The sequence below is a fragment of the Mycobacterium sp. genome (genome assembly GCF_049647605.1).
Taxonomy (GTDB): domain Bacteria; phylum Actinomycetota; class Actinomycetes; order Mycobacteriales; family Mycobacteriaceae; genus Mycobacterium.
Map to the genome: position 1 here is coordinate 1 of NZ_JBARXZ010000137.1, position 24,361 is coordinate 24,361.

The following is a 24,361-nucleotide window of genomic DNA, read 5'->3' on the forward strand; positions in this document are numbered from 1 at the left end:
TCCTTCGACTGGAGCTACTGGCGTCAGACACCAGCAGCATCGAGGGAGGCCCGCCCTTCTCGGCGGAGCCACACAGGTGGGGAATTTCAGTGAGCGTCAGTGGGGAATTTCAGCGAGCGCGGTCAACTGGCCGCAAAGGTCGCCGCCGCGGTCAGAGCAGCCAGCGCCGTCAGTGCGAAGGTGAAGGCGACCGCGCGGTCTTTGACAGCTTTCGTCTGCTGCACCCCCACCGCGGCAGCATCTCACACAGGGTCGACACAACCGAGCAAGGAATGCCCACTCGTGCAGCCTTGGATCGGTTCCGCTACCCGCTGCGTCGCCAGTTCGAATCTCTTGGCACAACGGGGGTTTTGAACGTGCCACAAATCTTGGCCAAAACCCTCTGAACAGGCCTTTTGATGGTGGGCGCGGAGGGTTTCGAACCCCCGACCGCTGGTGTGTAAAACCAGAGCTCTACCACTGAGCTACACGCCCGTGCCGGAGCAGGTTACACGGCGCTCACCGTGGAACCCAAACTCACGGTCACGCTGTCAGCGCTTCCAGGGCGCCAAGCCAGAGGCCCTGGTCTCGCGCCTCCCCCGGCTGCTTGCATTCCGCGAACGCGATCGTGCCGGCCTTGTCGACGACGAAGGTGCCGCGGTTGGACACCCCGGCGGTCTCGTTGAACACGCCGTAGGCCTGCGCCACGGCCCCGTGCGGCCAGAAATCGGACAGCACGGGAAACGTGAAGCCGCTCTGGATCGCCCAGATCTTGTGGGTCGGAGGCGGCCCCACCGAGATCGCCAGCGTGGCGGTGCTGTCGTTCTCGTACTGGGGCAGATTGTCCCGGATGGTGTCGAGCTCGCCTTGGCAGATCCCGGTGAACGCCAGCGGGAAGAACACCAACAGCACGTTCTTCCCACCGCGGTACGCGCTGAGCGTCACCGGTCGCCCGTTCTGGTCCTTCAGGGTGAAATCGGGTGCAGTGTCACCGACCGACAACATCAATGACGGCCAGCTGCCTTCGACTTCGGCTGAACAAGCCGGCTACCGATCCAGTTGCCGAGATTGGCCGACGAGGTCTGCATCAACCCTGCCGTCGGCGCCGATTCGGCAATCTCCGCGGGCTGCACGTGGCCTGGTTTCCCGGTCTTGGGTGTCAGCACCCAGATGACCCCGTCGTCTGCCAATGGCGTGATGGCGTCCATCAGGGCGTCCACCAGATCTCCGTCGTCGTTACGCCACCACAGCAATACGACATCGATGACTTCGTCGGCGTCCTCGTCGAGGAGTTCGCCGCCGGAGGCGTCCTCAACATCGGCACGAATGGAGTCGTCGGTGTCTTCGTCCCACCCCAACTCCTGCACGACCTGCTCTTTTTCGATGCCCAAACTGCGGGCGTAGTTCGCTGCGTTGTCCGCCGCGACCACCGGGACCTCCTTCAACCGTCAATGCACGTAGTTTGATGTGTTTTATCGTCGCACAGGACGCTAGCGCAGGTGAGCGCGGACACAACTCGAGTTGCTCGGCCTGCTGGATCTTTGTGGTCAGTACGCGGCATCGCAGCCGTTCAAGGCGTTGGTCCGGGAGTCGTTGAGCCGGGTCACGGAGTTGTTGAACTCGCTGGCCGACACCCGCCCCAGCACCGCGGTCGCTGTCGCCCGCGCCGCATCCACCCAGGCGTTGAGCGCGTCTGCCAGCTCCGGCGGCAGCGTGCCGTTGATATCGGCGAGTACCAGGTCAGCGCTGCGATTGAGGCGTTCGGCGGCCGGTCCTTCGGTGTCGACACCGTCGCTGCCGGCGTTCATGGAGTCGACGTAGACGTTCAGCGCGTCGATGGCGTCGGCACTGGTAGTGCTCATCGTTTCGCAGGCGGTGTGCACGGCCTGGGTCGTCAGCGCCGCCTGCCGTTCGGATTCACGCGCGCTGGAGGTGGCCGCCGATGCCGACAGCGACGCCGACACCGATGTCCGGTACGCGGGAACGTCCTCGGCGTCGACGGTTCCGGTACCGCTGGTCACGCTGCTGCACCCGATCACTGCCATCAGCAGTACCGCTGCAATTCCCAGCGCTATCCGCAGCCGTCCGATCAGCACAGATGCAGACGTTACCGGCTCGACGGCCGTTCAACACCGCACCATCTCCGATCCGCTAGCCGGATGGCAACGATGTGCGGAAAGATGGGACCTGTAGGACACCCCCTACGTCCTCAATTTAGGAGTTGTGCGTTGACAACCGAGTTCGTGCGCCAGGACCTGGCCCAAAACTCCGGCAGCGCGTCCGAACCCGATCGTGTACGTGTGATCCGGGAAGGCGTTGCCTCGTACCTGCCTGACATCGATCCAGAAGAGACCGGCGAATGGCTGGAATCATTCGACGATCTGCTGGCGCGGTCCGGCCCCACCCGAGCCCGCTATCTGATGTTGCGGCTACTGGAGCGCGCCGGTGAACAGCGGGTGGCCATCCCCGCGCTGACCTCGACCGATTACGTCAACACCATCCCCACCGAACTCGAGCCGTGGTTTCCTGGCGACGAGGATGTCGAACGCCGCTACCGCGCCTGGATCCGTTGGAACGCCGCGATCATGGTGCATCGCGCGCAGCGCCCCGGCGTCGGCGTCGGCGGCCACATCTCCACCTACGCATCGTCGGCGGCCCTCTACGAGGTCGGCTTCAACCACTTCTTCCGCGGCAAGGCCCACCCGGGTGGCGGCGACCAGATCTTCATCCAGGGCCACGCCTCCCCCGGTGTCTACGCTCGCGCGTTCCTCGAGGGCCGGCTGACGGCCGACCAGATGGACGGCTTCCGTCAGGAGCACAGCCACCCCGGTGGCGGGCTGCCGTCGTATCCGCACCCCCGGCTGATGCCGGACTTCTGGGAGTTCCCGACGGTGTCGATGGGCCTGGGCCCGATGAACGCCATCTACCAGGCCCGCTTCAACCACTACCTGGGCGACCGCGGCATCAAGGACACCTCTGATCAGCACGTCTGGGCGTTCCTCGGCGACGGCGAGATGGATGAGCCGGAGAGCCGCGGTCTGATCCAGGTGGCGGCCAATGAGGGTCTGGACAACCTGACGTTTGTGGTCAACTGCAACCTGCAGCGCCTCGACGGCCCGGTGCGCGGCAACGGCAAGATCATCCAGGAGCTGGAGTCGTTCTTCCGCGGTGCCGGCTGGAACGTCATCAAGGTGGTCTGGGGCCGCGAGTGGGATGCCCTGCTGCACGCCGACCGTGACGGCGCACTGGTCAATCTGATGAACACCACCCCCGACGGCGATTACCAGACCTACAAGGCCAACGACGGCAGCTACGTCCGGGATCACTTCTTCGGCCGGGACCCCCGCACCAAGGCGCTGGTGGAGCCGATGTCCGACGCCGAGATCTGGAACCTCAAGCGCGGCGGCCACGACTACCGCAAGGTGTACGCCGCCTACCGCGCGGCGATGGAACACAAGGGCCAGCCCACCGTCATCCTGGCCAAGACCATCAAGGGCTACACCCTCGGCAAGCACTTCGAGGGCCGCAACGCCACGCACCAGATGAAAAAGCTTGCGCTGCAAGACCTCAAGGACTTCCGCGACCTGCAGCGGATCCCCGTCAGCGACGCCCAGCTGGAAGAGAACCCGTACCTGCCGCCGTACTACCACCCCGGGTCGGAGGCACCGGAGATCCGCTACATGCTGGATCGCCGCCGCACCCTCGGCGGGTTCCTGCCCGAGCGTCGCACCAAGACCAAGGCGCTGACGCTGCCGGGTCGCGACACCTACAAGGCGCTGAAGAAGGGCTCGGGCAACCAGGAGGTCGCCACCACCATGGCGACCGTGCGTACCTTCAAAGAGTTGTTGCGGGACAAGAACATCGGGCCGCGCATCGTGCCGATCATCCCGGATGAGGCCCGCACGTTCGGCATGGACTCGTGGTTCCCGACGCTGAAGATCTACAACCGCAACGGTCAGCTCTATACGGCCGTGGACGCTGAGCTGATGCTGGCCTACAAGGAGAGCGAGATCGGCCAGATCTTGCACGAGGGCATCAACGAGGCCGGCTCGACGGCATCATTCACCGCGGTGGCCACCTCGTATGCCACCCACAACGAGCCGATGATCCCGATCTACATCTTCTATTCGATGTTCGGGTTCCAGCGCACCGGCGACGGGTTCTGGGCGGCGGCCGATCAGATGGCACGCGGCTTCGTCTTGGGGGCCACCGCCGGCCGCACCACGCTGACAGGTGAGGGCCTGCAGCACGCCGACGGGCACTCGCTGCTGTTGGCGGCCACCAATCCCGCGGTGGTGGCCTACGACCCGGCGTTCGCCTACGAGATCGCCCACATCGTCGAAAGTGGGCTGTCCCGGATGTTCGGGGACAACCCGGAGAACGTCTTCTTCTACATCACGATCTACAACGAGCCGTATGTGCAGCCCGCCGAGCCGGAGAACTTCGATCCCGAAGGGGTGCTCCGCGGCATCTACCGGTTCCGCCAGGCCGGCGAGAAGCGCAGCAACGTGGCGCAGATCCTGGCCTCCGGGGTGGCGATGCCGGAGGCGCTGCGGGCCGCGGACATGCTGGCCGAGCGCTGGGATGTGGCCGCCGACGTGTGGTCGGTGACCAGCTGGGGTGAGCTCAACCGCGACGGTGTGGAGATCGAGAAGGAGCGGTTGCGCCATCCCGACCGGCAGGCGGCGGAACCGTATGTGACCGCGGCGCTGGCGGGGACGGCGGGTCCGGTGGTTGCGGTCAGCGACTTCATGCGGGCCGTGCCGGAGCAGATCCGGCCGTGGGTGCCCGGCACCTACGTCACCCTCGGCACCGACGGGTTCGGTTTCTCCGACACCCGGCCCGCGGCACGCCGGTACTTCAACACCGACGCCGAGTCCGTGGTGGTGGCGGTGCTCGAAGCCCTGGCCCGCGACGGCGAGATCGATCCTTCGGTCGCGGTGGCCGCCGCCGATGAGTACAAGATCGACGACGTACTCGCCGCCGGGGTGTCGTTCAAGGACACCGGCAGCGCCTGATTCTGGACCTAGGTGGCGCCGGGAATCCGACTGGATTCTCGGCGCCATCGGCGCCGGACGGCAGGGTATTGGAGATTTCCACAGAAAATGGGCGTAGCTTTTAGCTATGGTCGACAATCCGTTCGTGGAGCCGCGCTCGCCGCTGGAGATCCTCGACAGTGTGCCGGAGTCACTGCGCCGCCGGCTGAAGCAGTATTCGGGCCGACTGGCAACCGAAACCGTGCAGGCCATGCAGGAGCGGCTGCCCTTCTTCGCCGAGCTGGAGGCCTCACAGCGGGCCAGTGTGCAGCTGGTGGTGCAGACCGCGGTGGTCAACTTCGCCGAGTGGCTCAATGATCCGACCAGCGACGTCGGCTACACCGCAGAGGCGTTTGCCCTGGTGCCACAGGATCTGACGCGCCGGATCGCACTGCGGCAGACCGTCGACATGGTGCGGGTGACGACGGAGTTCCTCGAGGAACTGGTGCCGATGCTGGGACGCAACCCCGAACAGACGACGGCGCTGACCGTCGGCATCTTGCGCTACAGCCGGGACCTGGCTTTTGCGGCGGCCGCGGCCTACGCCCACGCCGCCGAGGCCCGTGGCGCCTGGGATTCGCGAATGGAGGCCAGTGTTGTCGACGCCGTGGTGCGCGGCGATACCGGAGCGGAATTGTTGTCACGGGCGGCGGCACTGAACTGGGACACCACGGCGCCGGCCACCGTCGTCGTCGGCACTCCCCCCACCGGCCGGGTCGAGCTGGCCAGTGAGGATCTCCGGCTGGTCGCCAACCGGCACGGCCGTGCCGCGCTGACAGATGTGCACGGCACCTGGCTGATCGCGATCGTGTCGGGTCATTTGTCGCCGACCGACAAGTTCCTCAGCGATCTACTCGGGGCGTTCTCCGACGGCCCGGTCGTCGTCGGGCCGACGGCCCCGATGCTGACCGCGGCGTATCACAGTGCCAATGAAGCGATTTCGGGCATGAATGCGGTGGCGGGCTGGTCCGGAGCTCCCCGGCCGGTGGCGGCCCGGGAGCTGCTGCCCGAACGCGCCCTTCAAGGTGACATGTCGGCCGTCGCCGCGCTGCGCAGCGATGTGATGCGCCCGTTGGCGGGCGCCGACCCGGCACTGACCGAGACGCTCGACGCGTACCTCGACTCTGGCGGCGCCATCGAAGCTTGCGCACGCAAGTTGTTCGTTCATCCAAATACCGTGCGCTACCGACTCAAGCGCATCACCGATTTCACCGGTCGGGATCCGACCGCCCCGCGGGACGCCTATGTGCTTCGGGTAGCGGCGACGGTCGGCAGACTGACCACTCAAGAACAATCGACGAGCACGTCAAACGTCGTTATGACCCCGGTCACACAGCCGATCCCACCCGCCCCGGAGGTCACAGAATCCATCCAATAGGTCGCAGATCTGTTTCGATGAAGTCGCATCACATACCGTTTTGTGGACTTTCCACAAAAAGATAAGACAAGGTTCATAATCTCTTACACGGCGCAAAACCCCCTTCACAATGTTCTCTTAATAACGTGACCAATCCACCTGCCTCCGCTGCGCCGGTAGCGCTGCTCGCTCCCGGCCAGGGTTCGCAGACGCCGGGGATGCTGTCCCCGTGGCTGGAGCTCCCCGGCACCGCCGAGCGGATCGCCACCTGGTCACAGATCAGCGGACTGGACCTCGCAGCCCTCGGCACCACTGCCACGGCTGAGGAGATCACCGACACCGCGGTCACCCAACCCCTGGTCGTGGCCGCCACGCTGCTGGCCCACGAGGAGCTGAGCAAGCGAGGCCTGCTGCGCGACTCAGAGCTCATCATCGCCGGCCACTCGGTCGGCGAGATCGCCGCCTACGCCATCGCCGGCGTGATCGCCGCCGACGACGCGGTGGCACTGGCCGCCACCCGTGGCGCCGAGATGGCCAAGGCCTGCGCCGAGCAGCCGACCGGCATGTCGGCCATCCTCGGTGGTGACGAAGCCGAGGTGCTGGCTGCGCTCGAGGATCTCGAGCTGGTGCCCGCCAACCGCAACGCCGCCGGGCAGATCGTCGCCGCCGGCCGGCTCGAGGCACTGGCCAAGCTGGCCGAGAACCCGCCCACCAAGGCGCGCGTGCGCCAGCTGGCCACCGCCGGCGCGTTCCACACCCACTTCATGGCCTCGGCCCTCGAGGGCTACTCGGCCGCCGCGGCCAAGGTCAGCACCTCGGAACCGCAGGGCACCCTGCTGTCGAACTCCGATGGCCTGCCGGTCGCCTCTGCCGCCGACGCCATGGAGAAGTTGGTTGCGCAGCTGACCAAGCCGGTCCGCTGGGATCTGTGCTCAGCCTGGCTGCGTGATCACAATGTTGGCGCGATCGTCGAATTCCCGCCCGCGGGAGCCCTCGCCGGTATCGCCAAACGCGAACTTCGGGGGACGCCGACGCACGCCGTCAAGACCCCTGCAGACCTGGACAAGCTCGCCGAGCTTTAGCTAACAGGACCACCAAACACGTTCGACCCCCGGATGTTCCGGGTGTCACACGAAAATGAAGGGAGCCACATAGTGGCCGCCAGCCAAGAAGAAATCATCGCCGGTCTCGCCGAGATCATCGAAGAGGTCACCGGCATCGAGCCGTCCGAGGTCACCCCGGAGAAGAGCTTCGTCGACGACCTGGACATCGACTCGCTGTCGATGGTGGAGATCGCGGTGCAGACCGAAGACAAGTACGGCGTGAAGATCCCCGACGAGGACCTCGCCGGTCTGCGCACCGTGGGCGACGTCGTGTCCTACATCCAGAAGCTCGAGGAAGAAAACCCCGAGGCTGCCGCCGCTCTGCGCGATAAGTTTGCAGCAGAATGAGTCGGCCCTCCACTGCTAACGGCGGTTTTCCCAACGTCGTCGTGACCGCTGTCGAGGCAACTACGGCCGTCGCTGCGGACATCGAGGGCACGTGGAAGGGTCTGCTGGCAGGCGAGAGCGGCATCCGTGAGCTCACCGACGACTTCGTCGACAAATGGGATCTGCCGGTTCGCATCGGTGGACACCTCGTCGATGACATCGAAAGCCAGCTGACCCGTGTCGAACTCCGCCGCAATTCCTATGTTCAGCGCATGTCGCTGGTGATGGCGCGGCGGCTGTGGGAGAACGCGGGTAAGCCCGATGTCGATCCCGACCGGTTCGCCGTCGTGATCGGCACCGGCCTCGGTGGTGGTGAGAAGATCGTCGAGACCTACGACGCCATGAACGAGGGCGGCATCCGCAAGGTCAGCCCATTGGCCGTGCAGATGGTCATGCCCAACGGCGCGGCCGCGGTGGCCGGCTTGGAACTGGGTGCACGGGCCGGGGTCATCACCCCGGTATCGGCCTGTTCGTCGGGTTCGGAAGGTATCGCCCACGCCTGGCGTCAGATCGTCATGGGTGACGCCGACTTCGCGGTATGCGGTGGGGTCGAAGGCCCCATCGAAGCGCTGCCCATCGCGGCGTTTTCGATGATGCGTGCGATGTCGACGCGTAACGACGACCCCGAAGGTGCATCGCGTCCGTTCGACAAGGATCGGGACGGGTTCGTCTTCGGCGAAGCCGGCGCGTTGATGATCATCGAAACCGAGGAGCATGCGCTGGCTCGCGGTGCCAAGCCGCTGGCGCGTCTCATGGGTGCGGGTATCACGTCCGACGCGTTCCACATGGTCGCTCCGGCGGCGGACGGTCTGCGCGCCGGTCAGGCAATGAAGCGGGCGATGGAAACTGCCGGGCTGTCGCCGCAGGACATCAACCACGTCAATGCCCACGCCACGGCCACTCCGATCGGCGATACCGCCGAGGCGAATGCGCTGCGGGTTGCCGGTGTCGATCACGCCGCGGTGTATGCACCGAAGTCCGCACTGGGCCACTCCATCGGCGCTGTCGGCGCACTGGAGTCAATCCTGACGGTCCTCGCACTGCGTGACGGAGTCATTCCGCCCACGCTGAACTACGAGACACCCGATCCCGAGATCGATCTCGATGTGGTGGCGGGCGAACCCCGCTACGGCGACTATCAGTACGCCATCAACAACTCATTCGGTTTCGGCGGACACAACGTCGCGCTGGCGTTCGGCAAGTACTGATCGACCGTCTCGGGGGAAAGGGACAGCGAGAGCACACATGGCACCGCTGAGTACGGGGAACGGGTTTCCTAACGTAGTCGTCACCGGGATCGCAATGACGACTGCGCTGGCGACCGACGCCGAGTCGACCTGGAAAGCCCTGCTGGATGGCCGCAGCGGCATCCGCAGACTCGAGGATTCGTTCGTCGAGGAATACGACTTACCCGTACGCATCGGTGGCCATCTGCTCGAGGATTTCGACGCAGGGCTGACCAAGGTCGAGCTGCGCCGGCTGTCCTACCTGCAGCGGATGTCCACGGTGTTGAGCCGGCGGTTGTGGGACAACGCCGGATCGCCTGAGGTCGATCCCCGGCGGCTGATGGTCTCCATCGGCACCGGGATCGGCTCCAGCGAGGAGTTGCTCTTCGCTTACGAGGGCATGAAGGCCAAGGGCCTGCGTGCCGTCTCTCCGCTGGCTGTTCAGATGTACATGCCCAACGCGGCGGCTGCCGCGGTTGGGCTGGAGCGTAAGGCGCGGGCTGGGGTCACCACGGTGATCTCCGCCTGCGCCTCCGGCTCCGAAGCCATCGCAAACGCATGGCGCACCATCGTGCTGGGCGAGGCCGACGTCGCGATCTGCGGCGGGGTCGAAACCAAGATCGAGGCTGTTCCGATCGCCGGATTCGCGCAGATGCGCATCGTGTTGTCGACCACCAACGATGACCCGGCCGGTGCTTGTCGCCCGTTCGACAAGGACCGCAACGGTTTTGTGTTCGGCGAAGCCGGAGCACTGTTGTTGATCGAGACCGAGGAGCACGCCAAAGCGCGCGGCGCCAACATCCTGGCCCGCATCATGGGGGCCAGCATCACCTCCGACGGCTACCACATCGTGGCGCCCGACCCGAACGGCGAGCAGGCCGGCCACGCCATCACGCGGGCCATCCAGTTGGCGGGCTTGCAACCCTCCGATATCGATCACGTCAACGCCCACGCAACGGGCACCTCCGTCGGCGACGTCGCCGAAGGAAAAGCCATCAACAACGCGCTCGGCAGCCACCAGCCCGCGGTGTATGCACCGAAGTCCGCGCTCGGCCACTCGGTCGGCGCGGTCGGTGGCGTCGAGTCCATTCTGACCGTGCTCGCGCTGCGAGATGGAGTCATCCCGCCCACACTGAATCTGAAGAACCTGGACCCCGAGATAGATCTCGATGTGGTATCAGGTGCCCCGCGTACCGGAAATTTCGAATATGCGGTGAACAATTCATTTGGATTCGGTGGGCACAACGTCGCACTCGCCTTCGGCAAGTACTGACGCAACCATAGCTAGGAGATACGTATGACGACCATGGCGCCTGAATCGGTTGATGAGTCGCTCGACCCCCGAGATCCGCTTCTGCGACTGAGCACCTTCTTCGACGACGGCACCGTGGAACTGCTGCACGAACGGGATCGCTCCGGCGTCCTGGCCGCGGCGGGCACCGTCAACGGCGTGCGCAGCGTCGCCTTCTGCACCGACGGCACCGTGATGGGTGGCGCGATGGGCGTCGAGGGCTGCCGCCACATCGTCAACGCCTACGACCTCGCCATCGAAGAGCAGAGCCCCATCATCGGGATCTGGCACTCCGGCGGCGCCCGGCTGGCCGAGGGCGTCAAAGCCCTGCATGCCGTCGGACTGGTCTTCGAGGCCATGATTCGCGCATCCGGTTACATCCCGCAGATCTCGGTGGTCGTCGGCTTCGCCGCCGGTGGCGCCGCCTACGGTCCCGCCCTGACCGACGTCATCATCATGGCGCCGGACAGCAAGGTGTTTGTCACCGGACCCGACGTGGTTCGCAGCGTCACCGGCGAAGACGTCGACATGGTGTCCCTGGGAGGACCCGAAGCCCACCACAAGAAGTCCGGCGTCTGCCACATCGTCGCCAACGACGAGCTCGACGCCTACGAGCGCGGCCGTCGCCTGGTCGGACTGTTCTGCCAGCAAGGCCATTTCGACCGCGCCAAGGCCGAGGCTCAGGACTCCGATCTGGCCGCACTGCTGCCCGCGTCGGCCCGTCGCGCCTACGACGTGCACCCGCTGATCACCGCACTGCTCGACGAGGGCGTGCCGTTCGAGGAGTTCCAGGCCAAGTGGGCCCCGTCGATGGTGGTCGGCCTGGGCCGGCTCGCCGGACGGTCCGTCGGCCTGCTCGCCAACAACCCGCTGCGCCTGGGCGGCTGCTTGAACTCCGAAAGCGCCGAGAAGGCAGCACGTTTCGTGCGCCTGTGCAACGCGTTCGGTATCCCGATCGTGGTCATCGTCGACGTGCCCGGATACCTGCCGGGTGTGGATCAGGAGTGGGGCGGTGTGGTGCGCCGCGGCGCCAAACTGCTGCACGCGTTCGGTGAGGCGACGGTCCCCAGGGTCACGCTGGTGACCCGCAAGATCTACGGCGGGGCCTACATCGCGATGAACTCGCGCTCGCTCGGTGCCACCAAGGTCTTCGCCTGGCCCGACGCCGAAGTGGCCGTCATGGGCGCCAAGGCCGCCGTCGGCATCCTGCACAAGAAGAAGTTGGCCGCCGCCGCTCCCGAAGAGCGTGATGCGTTGCACGAGGAGCTGGCCGCCGAGCACGAGCGGATCGCCGGTGGGGTGGATTCCGCCATCGAGATCGGCGTGGTGGACGACAAGATCGATCCGGCCCACACCCGCAGCGTGCTGACGCAGGCCCTGGCCGAAGCGGCCCCCCGCCGCGGCCGCCACAAGAACATCCCGCTGTGATCTAGTCCCCGCATCCGGAGGTCACCTCGTCAGGGGGTCACCTCTTTACCGCGAGCAGACACTAAATGGGGTGAATCCTTCGGGATTCACCCCATTTGGTGTCTGCTCGCCCGGGCTACTCGCGCCAGCCCGGCCCACTCGCGCCAGTCACAGGCCAGCTCAGCCGCGTCTGCTCAGCCGGACAGGCCGGCCAGGAACTCCGGTACGACATCGGCCACCCGCTCGCGGTCCTGCGCCACCAGCCCGATCCGGGTCCGGCGGTCCAGGATGTCCTCGGCGTTCAGCGCACCCTCGTGCGTGACCGCATACTCGAATTCTGCTCGGGTGACATCGATTCCGTCGGCTACCGGATCTGCCGGTCGCGCACAGCCGGCCGACGCGAGCACCTCCGCCGCCTCGGCCCCGAACCGTGCCACCAACGAGGCCGGGAGTCGCTGACCGGTGTTGGCGCGTGATCCCGGGTTTGCGGGCGCGCCGACCAGCGGCAGATTCCGGGTCCGGCACGGTGCTGCCGTCAGCGACCGCAGCACCACAGCACGGTCCAGCACGTTTTCGGCCATGTGCCGGTATTCGGTCAGCTTGCCGCCCACCACGCTGATCACGCCCGACCCAGATTCGATGACGGCGTGGTCGCGGGAGACATCGGCGGTGCGCCCCGCTCCGTTGTCGATCAGCGGCCGCAGACCGGCATAGGACCCGCGCACGTCGGCAGCAGTCAGCGACACCGACAGCGCGGTGTTGACGGTGTCGAGCAGGAAGGCGATCTCCGCCGAAGTGGGCTGTGGCACATCGGGAATCGGACCGGGCGCATCCTCGTCGGTCAGCCCCAGATATACCCGTCCCAGCTGCTCGGGCATCGCAAAGACAAATCGGTTCACTTCTCCGGGGATCGGGATGGTCAGCGCCGCAGTCGGATTGCCGAAAGCCGCGGCGTCGAACACCAGATGTGTTCCGCGGCTGGGCCGCAGCTTCAGCGAGGTGTCGACCTCGCCGGCCCACACCCCGGTGGCGTTGATCACCGCCCGGGCCGTCACCCGCAATGTCTCCCCCGTCATGCTGTCGGTCAGCAGCGCCGACGAACCCGTCACCTCGGAGGCACCCACATAGGTCAGCACCCGCGCGCCGTGTGCGGCGGCGGTGCGGGCCACCGCCGTCACCAGCCGGGCGTCGTCGATCAGTTGCCCGTCATAGGCCAGTAGCCCGCCGTCCAGGCCGTCGCGTCGCACCGTCGGCGCCAATTCCGCTGCCCGGGAGGCAGTTATCCGTCCCGAGCGCGGCAGTACCGCAGCCGGGGTGCCCGCCAGGCGCCGCAGTCCGTCACCGGCCAGGAATCCGACCCGTACCAGGGCTCGTTCGGCACGGCTCATCGACGGCAGCAGGGGCACCAGCTGTGGCATGGCTTTCACCAGGTGAGGGGCGTTGCGGGTCATCAAGATTCCGCGTTCGATCGCGCTGCGACGGGCGATGCCGATGTTGCCGGTGGCCAGGTAGCGCAACCCGCCGTGCACCAGTTTGGAACTCCAGCGGCTGGTGCCGTAGGCCAGGTCCTGCTTCTCCACCAGGGCCACCGACAGCCCCCGCGATGCCGCGTCCAAGGCGATGCCGGCGCCGGTGATCCCTCCCCCGATGACCAGGACATCGACTGCAACCGAGGCCAGTTCGGAGAGTTCCCGGGCCCGCCGTGAGGCGTTCAGGGCGGCAGAGTTGGCCATCAGCACAGGTATCCGTTCAGGGTGTGGGCCAGCTCGTCGGCCAGCGCCTCGGGCGACAGGATCGATGCCACGATCCGCCCGGATTGAATGGTGGATTGGGCGATCAGCAGCACCATGGCGGCGAGCCGGTGCGGGTCGCCGGCGCGCACGCTGCCCTGGGTTTGAGCGACCGCCAGATCGGCGGCCAGCGCGTCGATGAGGATCTGCTGGCTGGTGCCCAGGCGTTCGGAGATGTAGACCATCGCCAGTTCGGGTGCGGAGTGCAGCACCGCGGAAACCAGGTCGTCGTCACGCAATCGAGAGGCCACCAGAATCACCCGCGCCACGATCGCGGCCCGGTCGGTTCCGGAGCGCGGTGTTGCGGCCAGCGCACCGGTCACCCGCTGGGTGAGCAGCGCGGCAAGGATCGATTGGGTGTCGGGCCAGCGCCGATAGATGGTGGGACGGCTGACGCTGGCGCGGCGGGCGATCTCGGCCAGGGTCACTCGGTCGATTCCGTAGTCCTGCACGCAGCTGGCGGCCGCCGCCAGGATCCGGTCCTCGATGCCGGCGGAGACATCCGCACCAGAGTTACTGATTGACATCATCTGTAATACTGTAACGCATGGATCATCCGCCGATGAAATGGAACGCCTGGGGCGACCCGGCTGCCGCCAAACCGCTCTCCGACGGCATCCGGACGCTGCTGAAGCAGGCACTGGGTGTCGACGTCCCAGACACCACCGAACTCGAACCCACGCAGGTGCAGCTGCGGCCGTCGACGTTGACCGCCGACGACATCACCGGACTGGAGGGCATCGTCGGCGCCGAGAACCTCAGTACCGCAGCCGAAGACCGTCTCCTGCGCGCCGGCGGCAAATCCACCTTGGACCTGCTGCGCCGCACCGACCGCGGACCGCAGGACGCCCCCGACGCGGTGCTGGCACCGGGTTCGGACGAGGAGATCGCCGCCCTGCTGGCGTACTGCTCCCAGCACGGCATCGCCGTTGTCCCGTTCGGCGGTGGCACCAGCGTGGTCGGCGGCCTCGACCCGGTTCGCGGCACCTGCCACGGCGTGATCTCCCTGGACCTGCGGCGCTTCGACCAGCTCTACTGCCTCGACGAGATCTCCGGCGAGGCCGAACTGGGGGCGGGAGTCACCGGCCCGGACGCCGAAAGGCTGCTCGGCGAGCGGGGCTTCTCACTGGGACACTTCCCGCAGAGCTTCCAGTTCGCCACCATCGGCGGGTTCGCCGCCACCCGTTCGTCGGGCCAGGATTCCGCGGGCTATGGCCGGATCAGCGATATGGTCCGCGGGGTGCGCGCCGTGACACCCATCGGCACAATCGATCTCGGCCGGGCCCCGGAATCGGCGGCCGGACCGGATCTGCGGCATCTGATCGTCGGCTCCGAAGGGGTGTTCGGTGTCATCACCCGGGTCCGTCTCCGCGTGCACCCGACACCGGCCTGCACGAGATACGAGGCCTGGTCTTTCCCTGATTTCACCACCGGCGCCGACGCCCTGCGGGCCGTCACCCAGACCGGCACCGGCGCCACCGTGATCCGTCTCTCCGATGAGGCCGAGACCGGCGTCAATCTCGCCACCACCGAACACATCGGCGAGCAGCAGGTCACCGGGGGCTGCTTGGCGATCACCGTCTTCGAAGGCACCGACGAGCACGCCGAGAGCCGCCACCGGGAGACCCGGCAGCTCCTGGAAGCACGCGGCGCCACCTCACTCGGAGAGGCCCCGGCCAAGGCCTGGGAGCACGGCCGGTTCAACGCCCCGTATCTGCGTGACTCGCTGCTGGCGGCGGGTGCGCTGTGCGAGACGCTGGAAACCGCCACCAGCTGGTCCAACATCGGTGCCCTCAAGACCGCCGTCACCGAGGCGCTGACCACCTCTCTTGCCGAATCCGGCACGCCCGCACTGGTGCTGTGCCACATTTCGCATGTGTACCCCACCGGCGCCTCCCTGTATTTCACCGTCGTCGCGGGCCAGCGCGGCAACCCGCTGGAGCAATGGCAGGCCGCCAAAGCCAAGGCGTCCCAAGCGATCATCGACGCCGGCGGCACCATCACCCACCATCACGCCGTCGGTGCCGACCATCGACCCTGGATGACCGCCGAGATCGGCGAGGTCGGCGTCAAGATCCTGCGTGCCGTCAAGGAGTGTCTGGACCCGGCCGGAATCCTCAACCCCGGCAAGCTGATCCCGTGACCACCGGGGAGATCGCCCGCGTCACCGTGCTGACCAATCCGGCTTCCGGGCACGGCAACGCACCCCATGCCGCCGAGCGGGCGATCACCCGGCTCCAGCAGCGCGGCGTCAACGTCGTCGCCATCGTCGGAACCGATGCCACACACGCCTCCCGGCTGGTGGCCCAGTCGCTGGAAACCGGTACCGACGCCCTCGTGGTGGTCGGCGGCGACGGGGTGATCAGGCTGGCGCTGCAGTCACTGGCCAATAGTGGTGTGCCGCTGGGCATCATCCCGGCCGGGACCGGCAACGATCATGCCCGCGAGTTCGGCCTGCCCACCGGCGATCCGGAGGCGGCCGCCGATATCGTCGCCGACGGGGTGACCGAGACAGTGGACCTCGGGCGCATTCGCGGCTGCGACGGCTCCGAAACCTGGTTCGGCACCGTGGTGGCCGCCGGTTTTGATTCGCTGGTCTCCGACCGCGCCAACCGGATGCGCTGGCCGCACGGCCGGATGCGCTACAACGTGGCGATCGTCGCGGAGTTGTCCAGGTTGCGCTTGTTGCCTTTTCGGCTGTCATTCGACGGCGGCGCCCCGGCCGAGCGGGAGCTGACCTTCGTGGCGATCGGCAACACCCGCAGCTACGGCGGCGGCATGCTGATCTGTCCGGGCGCCGACCACTCCGACGGCAAGCTCGATGTCACCATGGTCGCCTCCGATTCCCGGGCCCGGCTGGTGCGCCTGTTCCCGACGGTGTTCAAAGGCACCCACGTCCGACTGAGCTCGGTCACCACCACTCGCGTCAGCACCATCACCCTCGAGTCCCCCGGCATCAACGCCTACGCCGACGGCGACTTCGCCTGCCCGTTGCCCGCCACCATCGAAGCGGTACCCGGCGCTCTGCGGATCCTGCGACGCGCCCCGGGCTGAACACCCGAAGCCGCGGCGAGTGGCAACTGTGCACGTGACCTAAGGTTTCGGGGTGACGACGAGCCAGAGCTACAGCGCCGGAGTGCGCCGTGCCCTGTCCATCGCCGGTCTCTACTTCGCCGCTGTGGCGCCGGCCGCCCAGTTCGCGATGTTCCACACCAGCTCGCCGGCGTACCCACACCCGAGTCTCGTCTGGTCCACCTTCGGGGTGCACGCTGTGGTCTGGATCTGCGCCGCCCTCAGACGAATACCGGCTCCCACCGTGCTGGCCAGTTGGGCGGTTGTAGGTGCCACGATCGGCATGCAAATGGTGGCCGCCGGAGTGGCCGAACCGGTCGCGCCACGCAACATCGCGCTGACCATCGCTGCCACGGCCGCCCTCGTGTTGCCGTTGCGGGCAGCGCTGGCGGCAAGCGCTCTGGTCAGCTTGGTGACCGCTGTGGCGCTGCTGGTCACCGCCCAAACCCCGACCGAGACGTTGTGGGGAATCGCGGTGCAGACGCCGATCTATGCGATCAGCGTTGCCGCGGCGTTGGGTTTGGCGTTCCGCGAACTTCGCCGAATCGCGCACCAAGCCGACGATCAGGCACGCGCCGGCCTCGAAGCCGACCGCACAGTGCAACGCAAAGCTCTCGAAGCCGAGGCTGCGCGCCGGCGCTCACGAATGGTCCACGACACCATCGTCAACACCCTCGGGGCGATCGCCACCGCGCGCATCGCCAGCAGTGATCGGCTGGTGGCGCAGCGGTGCGCTGAGGATGTCCAGATGACCGATGTGTTGGGTCGCTCCGCCACTCCTCTGCACCCGTCCATGGACGCCGTGCTGGCACACGCCGGGGCCCTCGATGTCGACCTGGAATCCGAGGGCCTCGCGCAACTGGAGCAACATCTGAGCTCCGAACCGTCCTGGCGGCGGCGCGAGATCGTCGCCATCCTGCGTGAAACAGTCACCAATGTCGCCAAACACGCCGGGGTCACTCAGGCTCGGCTGCACTATGACGCACGTACCTACACCGTCACTGTCAGCGACGACGGCACCGGTATGACCGATGTTGCCTCCCTGTCCGGGTCCCTGAAGACCAGAGCCGACGACGCCCGGGCTCGAGTGCAGATCACCTCTGGCCCCGACCGAGGTACCGCCGTCGAACTGTCGATCCCACCCCTGAACGACTCTCCCCGTGGCATTTTCGAAGCCGCATCGGCGCGGATGGCCACCTCGATCGTCGCGGTCATGCTCACCGAATTCACCGTGATCGGCGTGGTGGTGCTCGCCTTCGGCGGCGACTGGAGCTCATCGGCGGTGACGCCGCCGCTGCTGATGTGGCTGGTGGTTGCCGCGGTTCTGATGGCGTTGCTCAAGAATGCGGGCCGGGCGCGCACCCTGCCGTTCGGTGTCGTCGCCGCCACCTATGCGGCCATCGTCGTGATGGCCATCATCTACTACTTGGCCGACGACGCTGGCGGTGTCTGCGGTATCAAGCCGCCACTCGCGTGGTCCGGCGACGCGGTCGCCACCATCGGGGCAATCCTGGTGCTCGTCGATGGCCGAGCCAGGGTGGTGCTGCCCGCGGTCGGACTCAGCGCAACGACCGTGATGCTGGCACTGAGCGGCACCGGTTCCGACTGTGTGGGCACCACAATGGGATTGTTCGCCACCGACCTGCTGGTGATCGGCGCCTTCTATGTTCTGCGGTACCAAACTCTGCGGCTGTCGAAGGTGGCCGCCGCCCACTACGACAATCAGATCCGGCGACGGGAGGAGCTGGAACGCCTCGCCGCAGAGAAGGCGCTGGACGACGACGGGTTTGCCGCCACCCTGGAGTTCTCGCGTGGGATCTTGCAGGCGGTGGCCGAGTACCCTGCGCGTGCTCACGAGCCGCGCATCCGCGACGCCGCCCGCCTCGAGGAGAGCTACCTCCGCGCCCTGATCGGGCTGCCCTCGGAGGTCGTCGCCGCCAGTTCCAAACAGTCGTTCGTGACCGCGATCGACGCCGCCCGGGCCGCCGGAGTCGGCATCAGCGTGCACGCTTCGCCCGGGGTGCTCGACGACAACTCCGCCGGCCTCATCGTCTCGGTGGTGCACGACATCATCACGAGATCTCGTCGCGGAGATGAAGTGTCGATCGGGGTGTTCGGATCCCGAGCCGAACCGTCGGTGATCATCGTGGCCTCACCGCATGCCGTCACCGGCCACCTCCCGGGGCAGCGATCCGACGCAGAGGTGACGGTCACGGCGGAACTCGGACTGGTCGAGATGAGGTGGTTCGATGGCGCACATCGCAGTGGTCGATGATCATGTTCTGGTCCGCGACGCCCTGGCCCGGACGATGCAGGAGGCCGGTCATCTGGTCACCGTCGCCGACAGTCCGGCGGAGGTCACCGCCGAGTCCCGCGGGTTTGATCTGGTCCTGCTCGATCTCGATCTGGGTGCGGAGGGTTTGGCAGACGCGCGGGACGTCGCCCGGTTGAACGAGCTCGACACCCCGGTACTCATCGTGTCGGCCGCGGGTAGCCCACGTCATGTCCGAAGGATGCTGCAAGCTGGGGCCGTCGGCGTGGTCGCCAAGAGCGACAGCCTCGAGGATCTGCTTGCCGCTGTGGAGGCCGCTCTTCGTGGTGAGACGTGGATGAGTCCGATGCTCGCCCAGGCTCTCGTGGTCGACAACACGGAGCGGCCCGTGCTGTCCGATCAGGAGCTGCTGGCACTGCAGCTGTATGCGTGCGGCCTCAAGCTCGACAGTGTTGCCCGGCGGATGGGCGTGGCCAGCAGCACCGCCAAGCAGTACATCGACCGGGTGCGCGAAAAGTACGGGCGGGCCGGTCTGAGCGTCCGCACCAAGACCGAGTTGTACACGGCGGCCGTCGAGGACGGTTTCATCTCCCGCGACGACGGCTCACGCAGCGAAAACTGAGCTGAGCCGACGCGGTACCCGATTCCGCCGGGGAGCTTGACCCCCATTCGGGGGTCAAATTGGGCGGCAACAGCTTTCAGCGGCAGTCGGGCCGGTCGGCGGATCTAGGGTTGTGGACGCGGTCACTTGACTGCCAGTTCCCCACGCAACCCGACGCCGAGGAGGCACGCCCGTGTGGCAATCATTCTGGAGTTTTGTGTGGTCGACAGTCGTGATTTTTGCGTTCGTTGCCTACCTGCTCATCCTGTTCAACATCCTGGTTGATCTGTTCTGGCGCGACCGGTCGACGTCGGGTTTTGTCAAAGCCATTTGGGTTGTGTTCCTCGTGATCCTGCCCTATCTGACCGCGTTGATCTATCTGATCGCCAGGGGCAAGGGCATGGCCGAACGTGGCATGGAACATGCTCTGGCGACCAAGCGAAACACCGATGACTACATCCGCGCCGCCGCGGGACGCTCACCCGCACAAGAGATTTCCGACGCGAAGGGACTTCTCGACGACGGCGCCATCACCGCCGCCGAGTTCGAGAAGCTGAAACTCGCGGCACTCAGTCAGTGAGCCGGTTTGCCCTTACCCACCACACCTCGAGGAGAATCAGATATGCGGAGACGGTCTTTTCTCGCGGCCGGCGCGGGCGCCGCGGCCGTGCTGTCGACACAGTCGTTGGCAGGATGCTCGTCAGCTGATCCCGGTGCGGAGTCGACATCGATCGCCGGCTTGCCCGACGAAGTGGCCACACTGCGGACCAAGTATCTCGCCAAGTTCGACGCCGACTATGTCGACAACGTGATCGTGAAGCATTTCATGAATCGGATCTCAGACGGCGAGCGTCCGGTGCTCCCCATGATCGACACTCCGCTGACGAAGGAAAACGCACTCCCCTACGACCTGTGGGGACTGCTCAGCGAGACGTGGAAACCAGCTCCCGAAGAAGGCGTCACGGTCTTCCTCCAGGGTCTCGACAAACGCGGCCCCGACAATCGCCGCAAGCGGATCTACATGTCGGCCGTCACCCCAGACCTCTATGACCGGATGTACCAGGGCAAGGTGGTCGAATTCTTCGACGCCCTGTTCAGTCCGGCAAATGCGGAAAAGCCGTTGATGCGGCGGTATCTGGATACCTTCTGGGATCTGTACTGGAATCTTCACCTGGGTGTCACCGGGGATCAGATTCCCGATCAGGTTCGACAGATCGGTGCCAGCTTCAACGCGGTGTTGGCCTACCGCGATCCCACCGAACAGATCGTCTACGACAACTACATGACGGTTCGGGAGAATCTCGAGTTCCTGAAGTCATGGATCGACGACCGGCTGGCGGATATCGAGTCCGGCAAGACTCCCCAACCCGAGCGGACGTTCGCCTGGTACTGGATCAAGAACGGTGAAGACAGCGAATACTTCAACCACAAAGATGTGGTGTTCGAGTGCTTCCACAACTTTGTGGCGTTCAGCCAGTGGGGTAACAGCCTGTACAACGTGATGTCGATGCTGGGTCGCGAAACCGGCGATGCACAGGCCAAGGACTGGTTCGCCAAAACCATGGCAGATGACGTCAAGAGCGCGCCAGACTCGGCCTTCCCGCCTCTCGAACGCCTGGTGATGGAACTGTTCCGCACCATCTCGCCGAACCCTGGCAGCGTCTCGGCCCTCGAGGTGTCTCCGCCTTTGGATTTCGAGCGGCACAGTTACATGATCAGCCCGCATACGTCGACAAGCCACGACCCGGTGCAGTGGGCGAATCCGGATGATTTCGACCCATCCCGGTACGACGGTGTGCCCACCAGCCAGCAGGTGGACGAAGCGCGGATTCGTCAGATGGGACTGGCAAAATGCCCATTCGATCCGTCGAGTTTCGAGGTCAAGGATGGGCGCAAGGCCGCCATGCACAACAGTGCGTTCGGCACGGTGTTCGGTGTCGTCGATGACCGTCCGCTGCCGGTATGCGACTACGCCGGGTTCGCCCCGTTCGGGTTCGGTTACCGCCGCTGTCCGGGTGAACAACTGACGATCATGGCGTTCGAGGATCTGCTTCGCCTGGTGTGGCGGGACAACCTCGAATTCGTGAAGGTCGCCGGCGCTGACGCCGAGCAGCTGCCGATCGGTCCGACAACGGTCATCGGCGACGACCTCGGATTCGTCCGGAAGTCGTAGCCGGTCCCTGGGCGCGTTCGAATAGGGCTCGCCCTGGGGCACGTTTCTGCAACAGACAAAACGCCAAGGTCGCATCTTTCGAGCAACTCGAAAGATGCGACCTTGGCAAATTCGTTGGCCGGGTTCGCCTGAGTTATCCGACGCCCTGACTCAGCCAGGTGATCTCGGCACCGATGTCGCCGCCGGCACGGTACGGCTCCAAGGCCTCGTCCCATGCGGTTCCCAGCACCGAGTCCAGTTCGGCGGCCAGCATGTCGGCGCCTTCAGCCATCAGTGCGCGCAGCCGCATCTCGCCGACCATCACGTCACCACTGGCGCTCATCGCGCCGGTCCACAACCCCAGTTGCGGGGTGTGGCTGAAGCGGTGGCCGTCCACACCGGCGCTCGGGTCTTCGGTGACCTCGAAGCGCAGCACCGACCAGGAACGCAGTGCGTTGGCCAACGCGGCGCCGGTGCCCACAGGCCCGACCCAGTTCGTGACCGCACGCAACTGACCAGGCATGGCCGGTTGCGGCGTCCACTTCAAATTCGCCCTGGCGTTCAGGGTCGACGAAAGCGCCCACTCGACGTGGGGGCAGACCGCCGCGGGTGAGGCGTGGACGTACACCACACCGGTAGTCGCGTCGGCAAATTGGTTCGACGCACGCATTGGCTGCTCCTTCAGTTCCACGAGGGACGTCTTCCCCAACGACCTTGCGAAACTTCGAGCATTACAAAACGTGTGTCGTGCGTGTCTAGTGTGCCCTGTGGGGCAGGTGTTGCGCTAGTCTGCCCCGAATTCTCTCAGGACTTCGCCAGAGATCTCAGGCCACAGCGGGTGCGCCCACTCGCCGAAGTCCCAGTCGGTGAGCACCACCAGAGCGAGCTTCACGACGGGATCCACCCAGAGGAAAGTCCCTGACTGACCAAAATGCCCGAAGGTGGCCGGGGAGTTCTGCGGACTGGTCCAGTGCGGGTCTTTTGTGGCCCTGAGCTCGAATCCGAGGCCCCAGTCGTTGGGCCGCTGGGCGCCATAACCGGGCAACACACCGTTGAGACCCGGGAATTGCACCGCGATCGCGTCGGTGTGCATGTCCGCCGACACCAGCTGTGGCGTCAACAAGTCACCGGCGAACACCGTGAGGTCTGTCACGGTGGAGGTTCCACCGAACCCGGCCGCAGCCGCACCACCCTGCAGCGTCGACTCCGTCATCCCCAGCGGCTCGAACACCGACTCGGTCAAATAGGTACCGAAGTCGATGCCGGTCGCGTCCTGCACCACCTCGGCCAGCACGGCGAAGCCGGTGTTGGAGTACACCCGCCGGGTCCCGGGTTTGGCAATCACCTTGTCATCGAGCATCGCCAATCCCGAGGCGTGAGCCAGCAGGTGACGCACGGTGGCACCGGGCGGTCCGGCCGGGGTGTCGAGCTCCACGGCCCCCTCCTCCACCGCAACCTGCACCGCGCGCGCCACCAAGGGCTTGCTCACCGATGCCAATCGGAACCGGCGGTCGATATCCCCGTGGGTGGCCAACACCCCAGTGGTGCCGATCACCGCCGCGGCGGCTGTCGGGACCGGCCAGGTATTCAACACCTCGAGTGCGCTCATCGCACCCGACACTACTGACGACCGCAGAGCTCGTTCAGTGCAGCTGGATGGATCTTTTGGCCAACCCCATCCAGAACCCGTCGATGACCTGTTCGGGTTGCTGTTCGGGATCGGTGGAGGCGCCGAGTGCCACAAAAAGCGGCGCGAAGTGCTCGATCGTCGGGTGGGCGTATGGCATGCCGGGAGCCTGGGCCCGAAAGTCGATCAGCGCGTCGAGGTCACCGGCGGCGAAACGTTCAGCGGCCCAGGCATCGAACTCCTGGGACCAGCCCGGGGCGACGGCACCTGGGCGCGGGTCGGTGAGGTACGGCAGGCCATGAGTGGTGAATCCGGAGCCGATGATGAGCACACCTTCGTCACGCAGCGGCTTCAGCCGCCGCCCCAAAGCCAGCAGTCGTTCGGGGTCGAGGGTTGGCAACGAGATCTGCAGCACCGGGACATCGGCGTCCGGATACATCACCGTCAGTGGCACATAGGCGCCGTGATCGAGTCGCCGGTCGGGATCGTGGGCCACCGACTCACCGTCGGGCAGCAGCGCGGCGACCGTGGCAGCGAGATCCGGCGCCCCCGGGGAGGCGTAAGTGACCTGGCTGTAGCGCTCGGGAAATCCCCAGAAGTCATACGTCAGCGGCGTGCGCGCGTCGGTCGAGCCGATCATCAGCGGCGCAGCCTGCCAGTGCGCGGATACCACCAGCACAGCCCGGGGACGTTCCAGCTCCGATGACCAGGCACGCAGCTGCGATACCCACAGCTCGTCGTCAACCAATGGAGGAGCACCATGGGACAGGTACAACACGGGAGTCAGCGCCACACGGTTGGCAACCGCACGGCCGTCACTTCTCTTCCCCGAAGTCCTGGACCACCAGGTTCCAAGCAAGTCCCGGGCCATTAGGTTGTAAGCATGAGTCAGACAGTGCGTGGTGTGATTTCTCGGTCCAAGGGTGCACCTGTGGAGGTCACCGACATCGTGATCCCGGACCCGGGACCCGGTGAAGTGGTGGTCAAGATCCTGGCCTGCGGGGTCTGCCACACCGACCTGACCTACCGCGAAGGCGGCATCAACGACGCCTACCCGTTCC

Annotated in this window: 22 protein-coding genes and 1 tRNA gene; 14 read left to right on the forward strand and 9 right to left on the reverse strand. The window is 66.0% G+C overall.

Annotated elements, in window-relative coordinates:
- Positions 1-399: 399 nt before the first annotated feature.
- The 4 genes from WBB07_RS18060 to WBB07_RS18075 form a co-directional block, all read right to left on the reverse strand.
- Positions 400-474 (reverse strand) — tRNA-Val (locus WBB07_RS18060).
- Positions 475-522: 48 nt separating this feature from the next.
- Positions 523-984 (reverse strand): peroxiredoxin, encoded by a 462-nt coding sequence (locus tag WBB07_RS18065; RefSeq protein ID WP_526309773.1) that lies wholly within the window; start codon positions 982-984, stop codon positions 523-525.
- Complete coding sequence (locus WBB07_RS18070; protein ID WP_526309774.1) at positions 984-1,409, reverse strand: DUF3052 family protein; 426 nt, start codon at positions 1,407-1,409, stop codon at positions 984-986. Before WBB07_RS18070 ends, WBB07_RS18065 begins: the two co-directional genes overlap by 1 nt.
- Before the next feature lie 117 nt (positions 1,410-1,526).
- On the reverse strand, positions 1,527-2,075 hold the full coding sequence (locus tag WBB07_RS18075) for an Rv2240c family protein (RefSeq protein WP_526309775.1): 549 nt from the start codon (positions 2,073-2,075) through the stop codon (positions 1,527-1,529).
- A 132-nt stretch (positions 2,076-2,207) separates the two neighbouring features.
- On the opposite strand from WBB07_RS18075, the gene aceE reads away from it, so the two are divergent.
- The 7 genes from aceE to WBB07_RS18110 all read left to right on the forward strand — a co-directional run bounded on the left by aceE (position 2,208) and on the right by WBB07_RS18110 (position 11,807).
- Positions 2,208-4,997 carry a pyruvate dehydrogenase (acetyl-transferring), homodimeric type gene (aceE, locus tag WBB07_RS18080; RefSeq protein ID WP_526309776.1) on the forward strand — a complete coding sequence of 930 codons (2,790 nt, stop codon included), beginning with the start codon at positions 2,208-2,210 and terminating at the stop codon, positions 4,995-4,997.
- Positions 4,998-5,103: 106 nt separating this feature from the next.
- Complete coding sequence (locus WBB07_RS18085) at positions 5,104-6,393, forward strand: PucR family transcriptional regulator (RefSeq protein ID WP_526309777.1); 1,290 nt, start codon at positions 5,104-5,106, stop codon at positions 6,391-6,393.
- A gap of 125 nt (positions 6,394-6,518) precedes the next feature.
- Complete coding sequence (locus WBB07_RS18090) at positions 6,519-7,454, forward strand: ACP S-malonyltransferase (protein WP_526309778.1); 936 nt, start codon at positions 6,519-6,521, stop codon at positions 7,452-7,454.
- Between the two features lie 72 nt (positions 7,455-7,526).
- Positions 7,527-7,823: a meromycolate extension acyl carrier protein AcpM gene (acpM, locus tag WBB07_RS18095; RefSeq protein ID WP_526309779.1), complete on the forward strand. Its 297-nt coding sequence runs from the start codon at positions 7,527-7,529 to the stop codon at positions 7,821-7,823.
- On the forward strand, positions 7,820-9,070 hold the full coding sequence (kasA, locus tag WBB07_RS18100; RefSeq protein ID WP_526309780.1) for a 3-oxoacyl-ACP synthase KasA: 1,251 nt from the start codon (positions 7,820-7,822) through the stop codon (positions 9,068-9,070). The genes acpM and kasA overlap by 4 nt, the downstream gene beginning before the upstream one ends.
- Before the next feature lie 37 nt (positions 9,071-9,107).
- Positions 9,108-10,361 carry a 3-oxoacyl-ACP synthase KasB gene (kasB, locus tag WBB07_RS18105; protein ID WP_526309781.1) on the forward strand — a complete coding sequence of 418 codons (1,254 nt, stop codon included), beginning with the start codon at positions 9,108-9,110 and terminating at the stop codon, positions 10,359-10,361.
- Between the two features lie 24 nt (positions 10,362-10,385).
- On the forward strand, positions 10,386-11,807 hold the full coding sequence (locus WBB07_RS18110; RefSeq protein WP_526309782.1) for an acyl-CoA carboxylase subunit beta: 1,422 nt from the start codon (positions 10,386-10,388) through the stop codon (positions 11,805-11,807).
- A 173-nt stretch (positions 11,808-11,980) separates the two neighbouring features.
- On the opposite strand, the gene WBB07_RS18115 is transcribed toward WBB07_RS18110, so the two are convergent.
- The gene (locus WBB07_RS18115) at positions 11,981-13,519 is read right to left on the reverse strand and encodes a glycerol-3-phosphate dehydrogenase/oxidase (RefSeq protein WP_526309783.1); all 1,539 of its coding nucleotides are present in this window, start codon (positions 13,517-13,519) and stop codon (positions 11,981-11,983) included.
- The gene (locus tag WBB07_RS18120; RefSeq protein ID WP_526309784.1) at positions 13,519-14,106 is read right to left on the reverse strand and encodes a TetR/AcrR family transcriptional regulator; all 588 of its coding nucleotides are present in this window, start codon (positions 14,104-14,106) and stop codon (positions 13,519-13,521) included. Before WBB07_RS18120 ends, WBB07_RS18115 begins: the two co-directional genes overlap by 1 nt.
- 32 nt (positions 14,107-14,138) lie before the next feature.
- Here WBB07_RS18120 and WBB07_RS18125 point away from each other — a divergent pair, with 32 nt between their 5' ends.
- The 6 genes from WBB07_RS18125 (at position 14,139) to WBB07_RS18150 (ending at position 21,694) form a co-directional block, all read left to right on the forward strand.
- Positions 14,139-15,719: an FAD-binding oxidoreductase gene (locus WBB07_RS18125; protein ID WP_526309793.1), complete on the forward strand. Its 1,581-nt coding sequence runs from the start codon at positions 14,139-14,141 to the stop codon at positions 15,717-15,719.
- On the forward strand, positions 15,716-16,630 hold the full coding sequence (locus tag WBB07_RS18130) for a diacylglycerol kinase (protein WP_526309785.1): 915 nt from the start codon (positions 15,716-15,718) through the stop codon (positions 16,628-16,630). The genes WBB07_RS18125 and WBB07_RS18130 overlap by 4 nt, the downstream gene beginning before the upstream one ends.
- Before the next feature lie 52 nt (positions 16,631-16,682).
- Positions 16,683-18,923: a sensor histidine kinase gene (locus WBB07_RS18135; RefSeq protein WP_526309786.1), complete on the forward strand. Its 2,241-nt coding sequence runs from the start codon at positions 16,683-16,685 to the stop codon at positions 18,921-18,923.
- Positions 18,898-19,542 carry a response regulator gene (locus WBB07_RS18140; protein WP_526309787.1) on the forward strand — a complete coding sequence of 215 codons (645 nt, stop codon included), beginning with the start codon at positions 18,898-18,900 and terminating at the stop codon, positions 19,540-19,542. The genes WBB07_RS18135 and WBB07_RS18140 overlap by 26 nt, the downstream gene beginning before the upstream one ends.
- 172 nt (positions 19,543-19,714) lie before the next feature.
- Positions 19,715-20,101: a PLDc N-terminal domain-containing protein gene (locus WBB07_RS18145; RefSeq protein ID WP_526309788.1), complete on the forward strand. Its 387-nt coding sequence runs from the start codon at positions 19,715-19,717 to the stop codon at positions 20,099-20,101.
- Positions 20,102-20,143: 42 nt separating this feature from the next.
- Positions 20,144-21,694, forward strand: a complete 1,551-nt coding sequence (locus WBB07_RS18150) for a hypothetical protein (protein ID WP_526309789.1) — start codon at positions 20,144-20,146, stop codon at positions 21,692-21,694.
- A 133-nt stretch (positions 21,695-21,827) separates the two neighbouring features.
- Here the strand turns inward: WBB07_RS18150 and WBB07_RS18155 are convergent, their stop codons facing one another.
- The 3 genes from WBB07_RS18155 to WBB07_RS18165 all read right to left on the reverse strand — a co-directional run bounded on the left by WBB07_RS18155 (position 21,828) and on the right by WBB07_RS18165 (position 24,093).
- Positions 21,828-22,343 carry a DUF3145 family protein gene (locus WBB07_RS18155; RefSeq protein ID WP_526309790.1) on the reverse strand — a complete coding sequence of 172 codons (516 nt, stop codon included), beginning with the start codon at positions 22,341-22,343 and terminating at the stop codon, positions 21,828-21,830.
- 114 nt (positions 22,344-22,457) lie between these two features.
- Positions 22,458-23,282 carry a serine hydrolase domain-containing protein gene (locus tag WBB07_RS18160; protein WP_526309791.1) on the reverse strand — a complete coding sequence of 275 codons (825 nt, stop codon included), beginning with the start codon at positions 23,280-23,282 and terminating at the stop codon, positions 22,458-22,460.
- 34 nt (positions 23,283-23,316) lie between these two features.
- On the reverse strand, positions 23,317-24,093 hold the full coding sequence (locus tag WBB07_RS18165) for a dioxygenase family protein (RefSeq protein WP_526309792.1): 777 nt from the start codon (positions 24,091-24,093) through the stop codon (positions 23,317-23,319).
- A 90-nt stretch (positions 24,094-24,183) separates the two neighbouring features.
- On the opposite strand from WBB07_RS18165, the gene WBB07_RS18170 reads away from it, so the two are divergent.
- Positions 24,184-24,361: alcohol dehydrogenase catalytic domain-containing protein (locus WBB07_RS18170; protein WP_526309557.1), on the forward strand; the 178-nt coding region annotated here is incomplete at its 3' end.

What these genes read in the sequence shown, in the direction of transcription:
- WBB07_RS18155 (WP_526309790.1), bottom strand. Translation starts at nt 22,343, where the DNA reads ATGCGTGCGTCGAACCAATTTGCCGACGCGACTACCGGTGTGGTGTAC.
- WBB07_RS18110 (WP_526309782.1), top strand. Translation starts at nt 10,386, where the DNA reads ATGACGACCATGGCGCCTGAATCGGTTGATGAGTCGCTCGACCCCCGA.
- WBB07_RS18085 (WP_526309777.1), top strand. Translation starts at nt 5,104, where the DNA reads ATGGTCGACAATCCGTTCGTGGAGCCGCGCTCGCCGCTGGAGATCCTC.
- kasB (WP_526309781.1), top strand. Translation starts at nt 9,108, where the DNA reads ATGGCACCGCTGAGTACGGGGAACGGGTTTCCTAACGTAGTCGTCACC.
- WBB07_RS18160 (WP_526309791.1), bottom strand. Translation starts at nt 23,282, where the DNA reads ATGAGCGCACTCGAGGTGTTGAATACCTGGCCGGTCCCGACAGCCGCC.
- WBB07_RS18065 (WP_526309773.1), bottom strand. Translation starts at nt 984, where the DNA reads ATGTTGTCGGTCGGTGACACTGCACCCGATTTCACCCTGAAGGACCAG.
- WBB07_RS18150 (WP_526309789.1), top strand. Translation starts at nt 20,144, where the DNA reads ATGCGGAGACGGTCTTTTCTCGCGGCCGGCGCGGGCGCCGCGGCCGTG.
- WBB07_RS18120 (WP_526309784.1), bottom strand. Translation starts at nt 14,106, where the DNA reads ATGATGTCAATCAGTAACTCTGGTGCGGATGTCTCCGCCGGCATCGAG.
- kasA (WP_526309780.1), top strand. Translation starts at nt 7,820, where the DNA reads ATGAGTCGGCCCTCCACTGCTAACGGCGGTTTTCCCAACGTCGTCGTG.
- WBB07_RS18115 (WP_526309783.1), bottom strand. Translation starts at nt 13,519, where the DNA reads ATGGCCAACTCTGCCGCCCTGAACGCCTCACGGCGGGCCCGGGAACTC.
- WBB07_RS18125 (WP_526309793.1), top strand. Translation starts at nt 14,139, where the DNA reads ATGAAATGGAACGCCTGGGGCGACCCGGCTGCCGCCAAACCGCTCTCC.
- WBB07_RS18140 (WP_526309787.1), top strand. Translation starts at nt 18,898, where the DNA reads ATGGCGCACATCGCAGTGGTCGATGATCATGTTCTGGTCCGCGACGCC.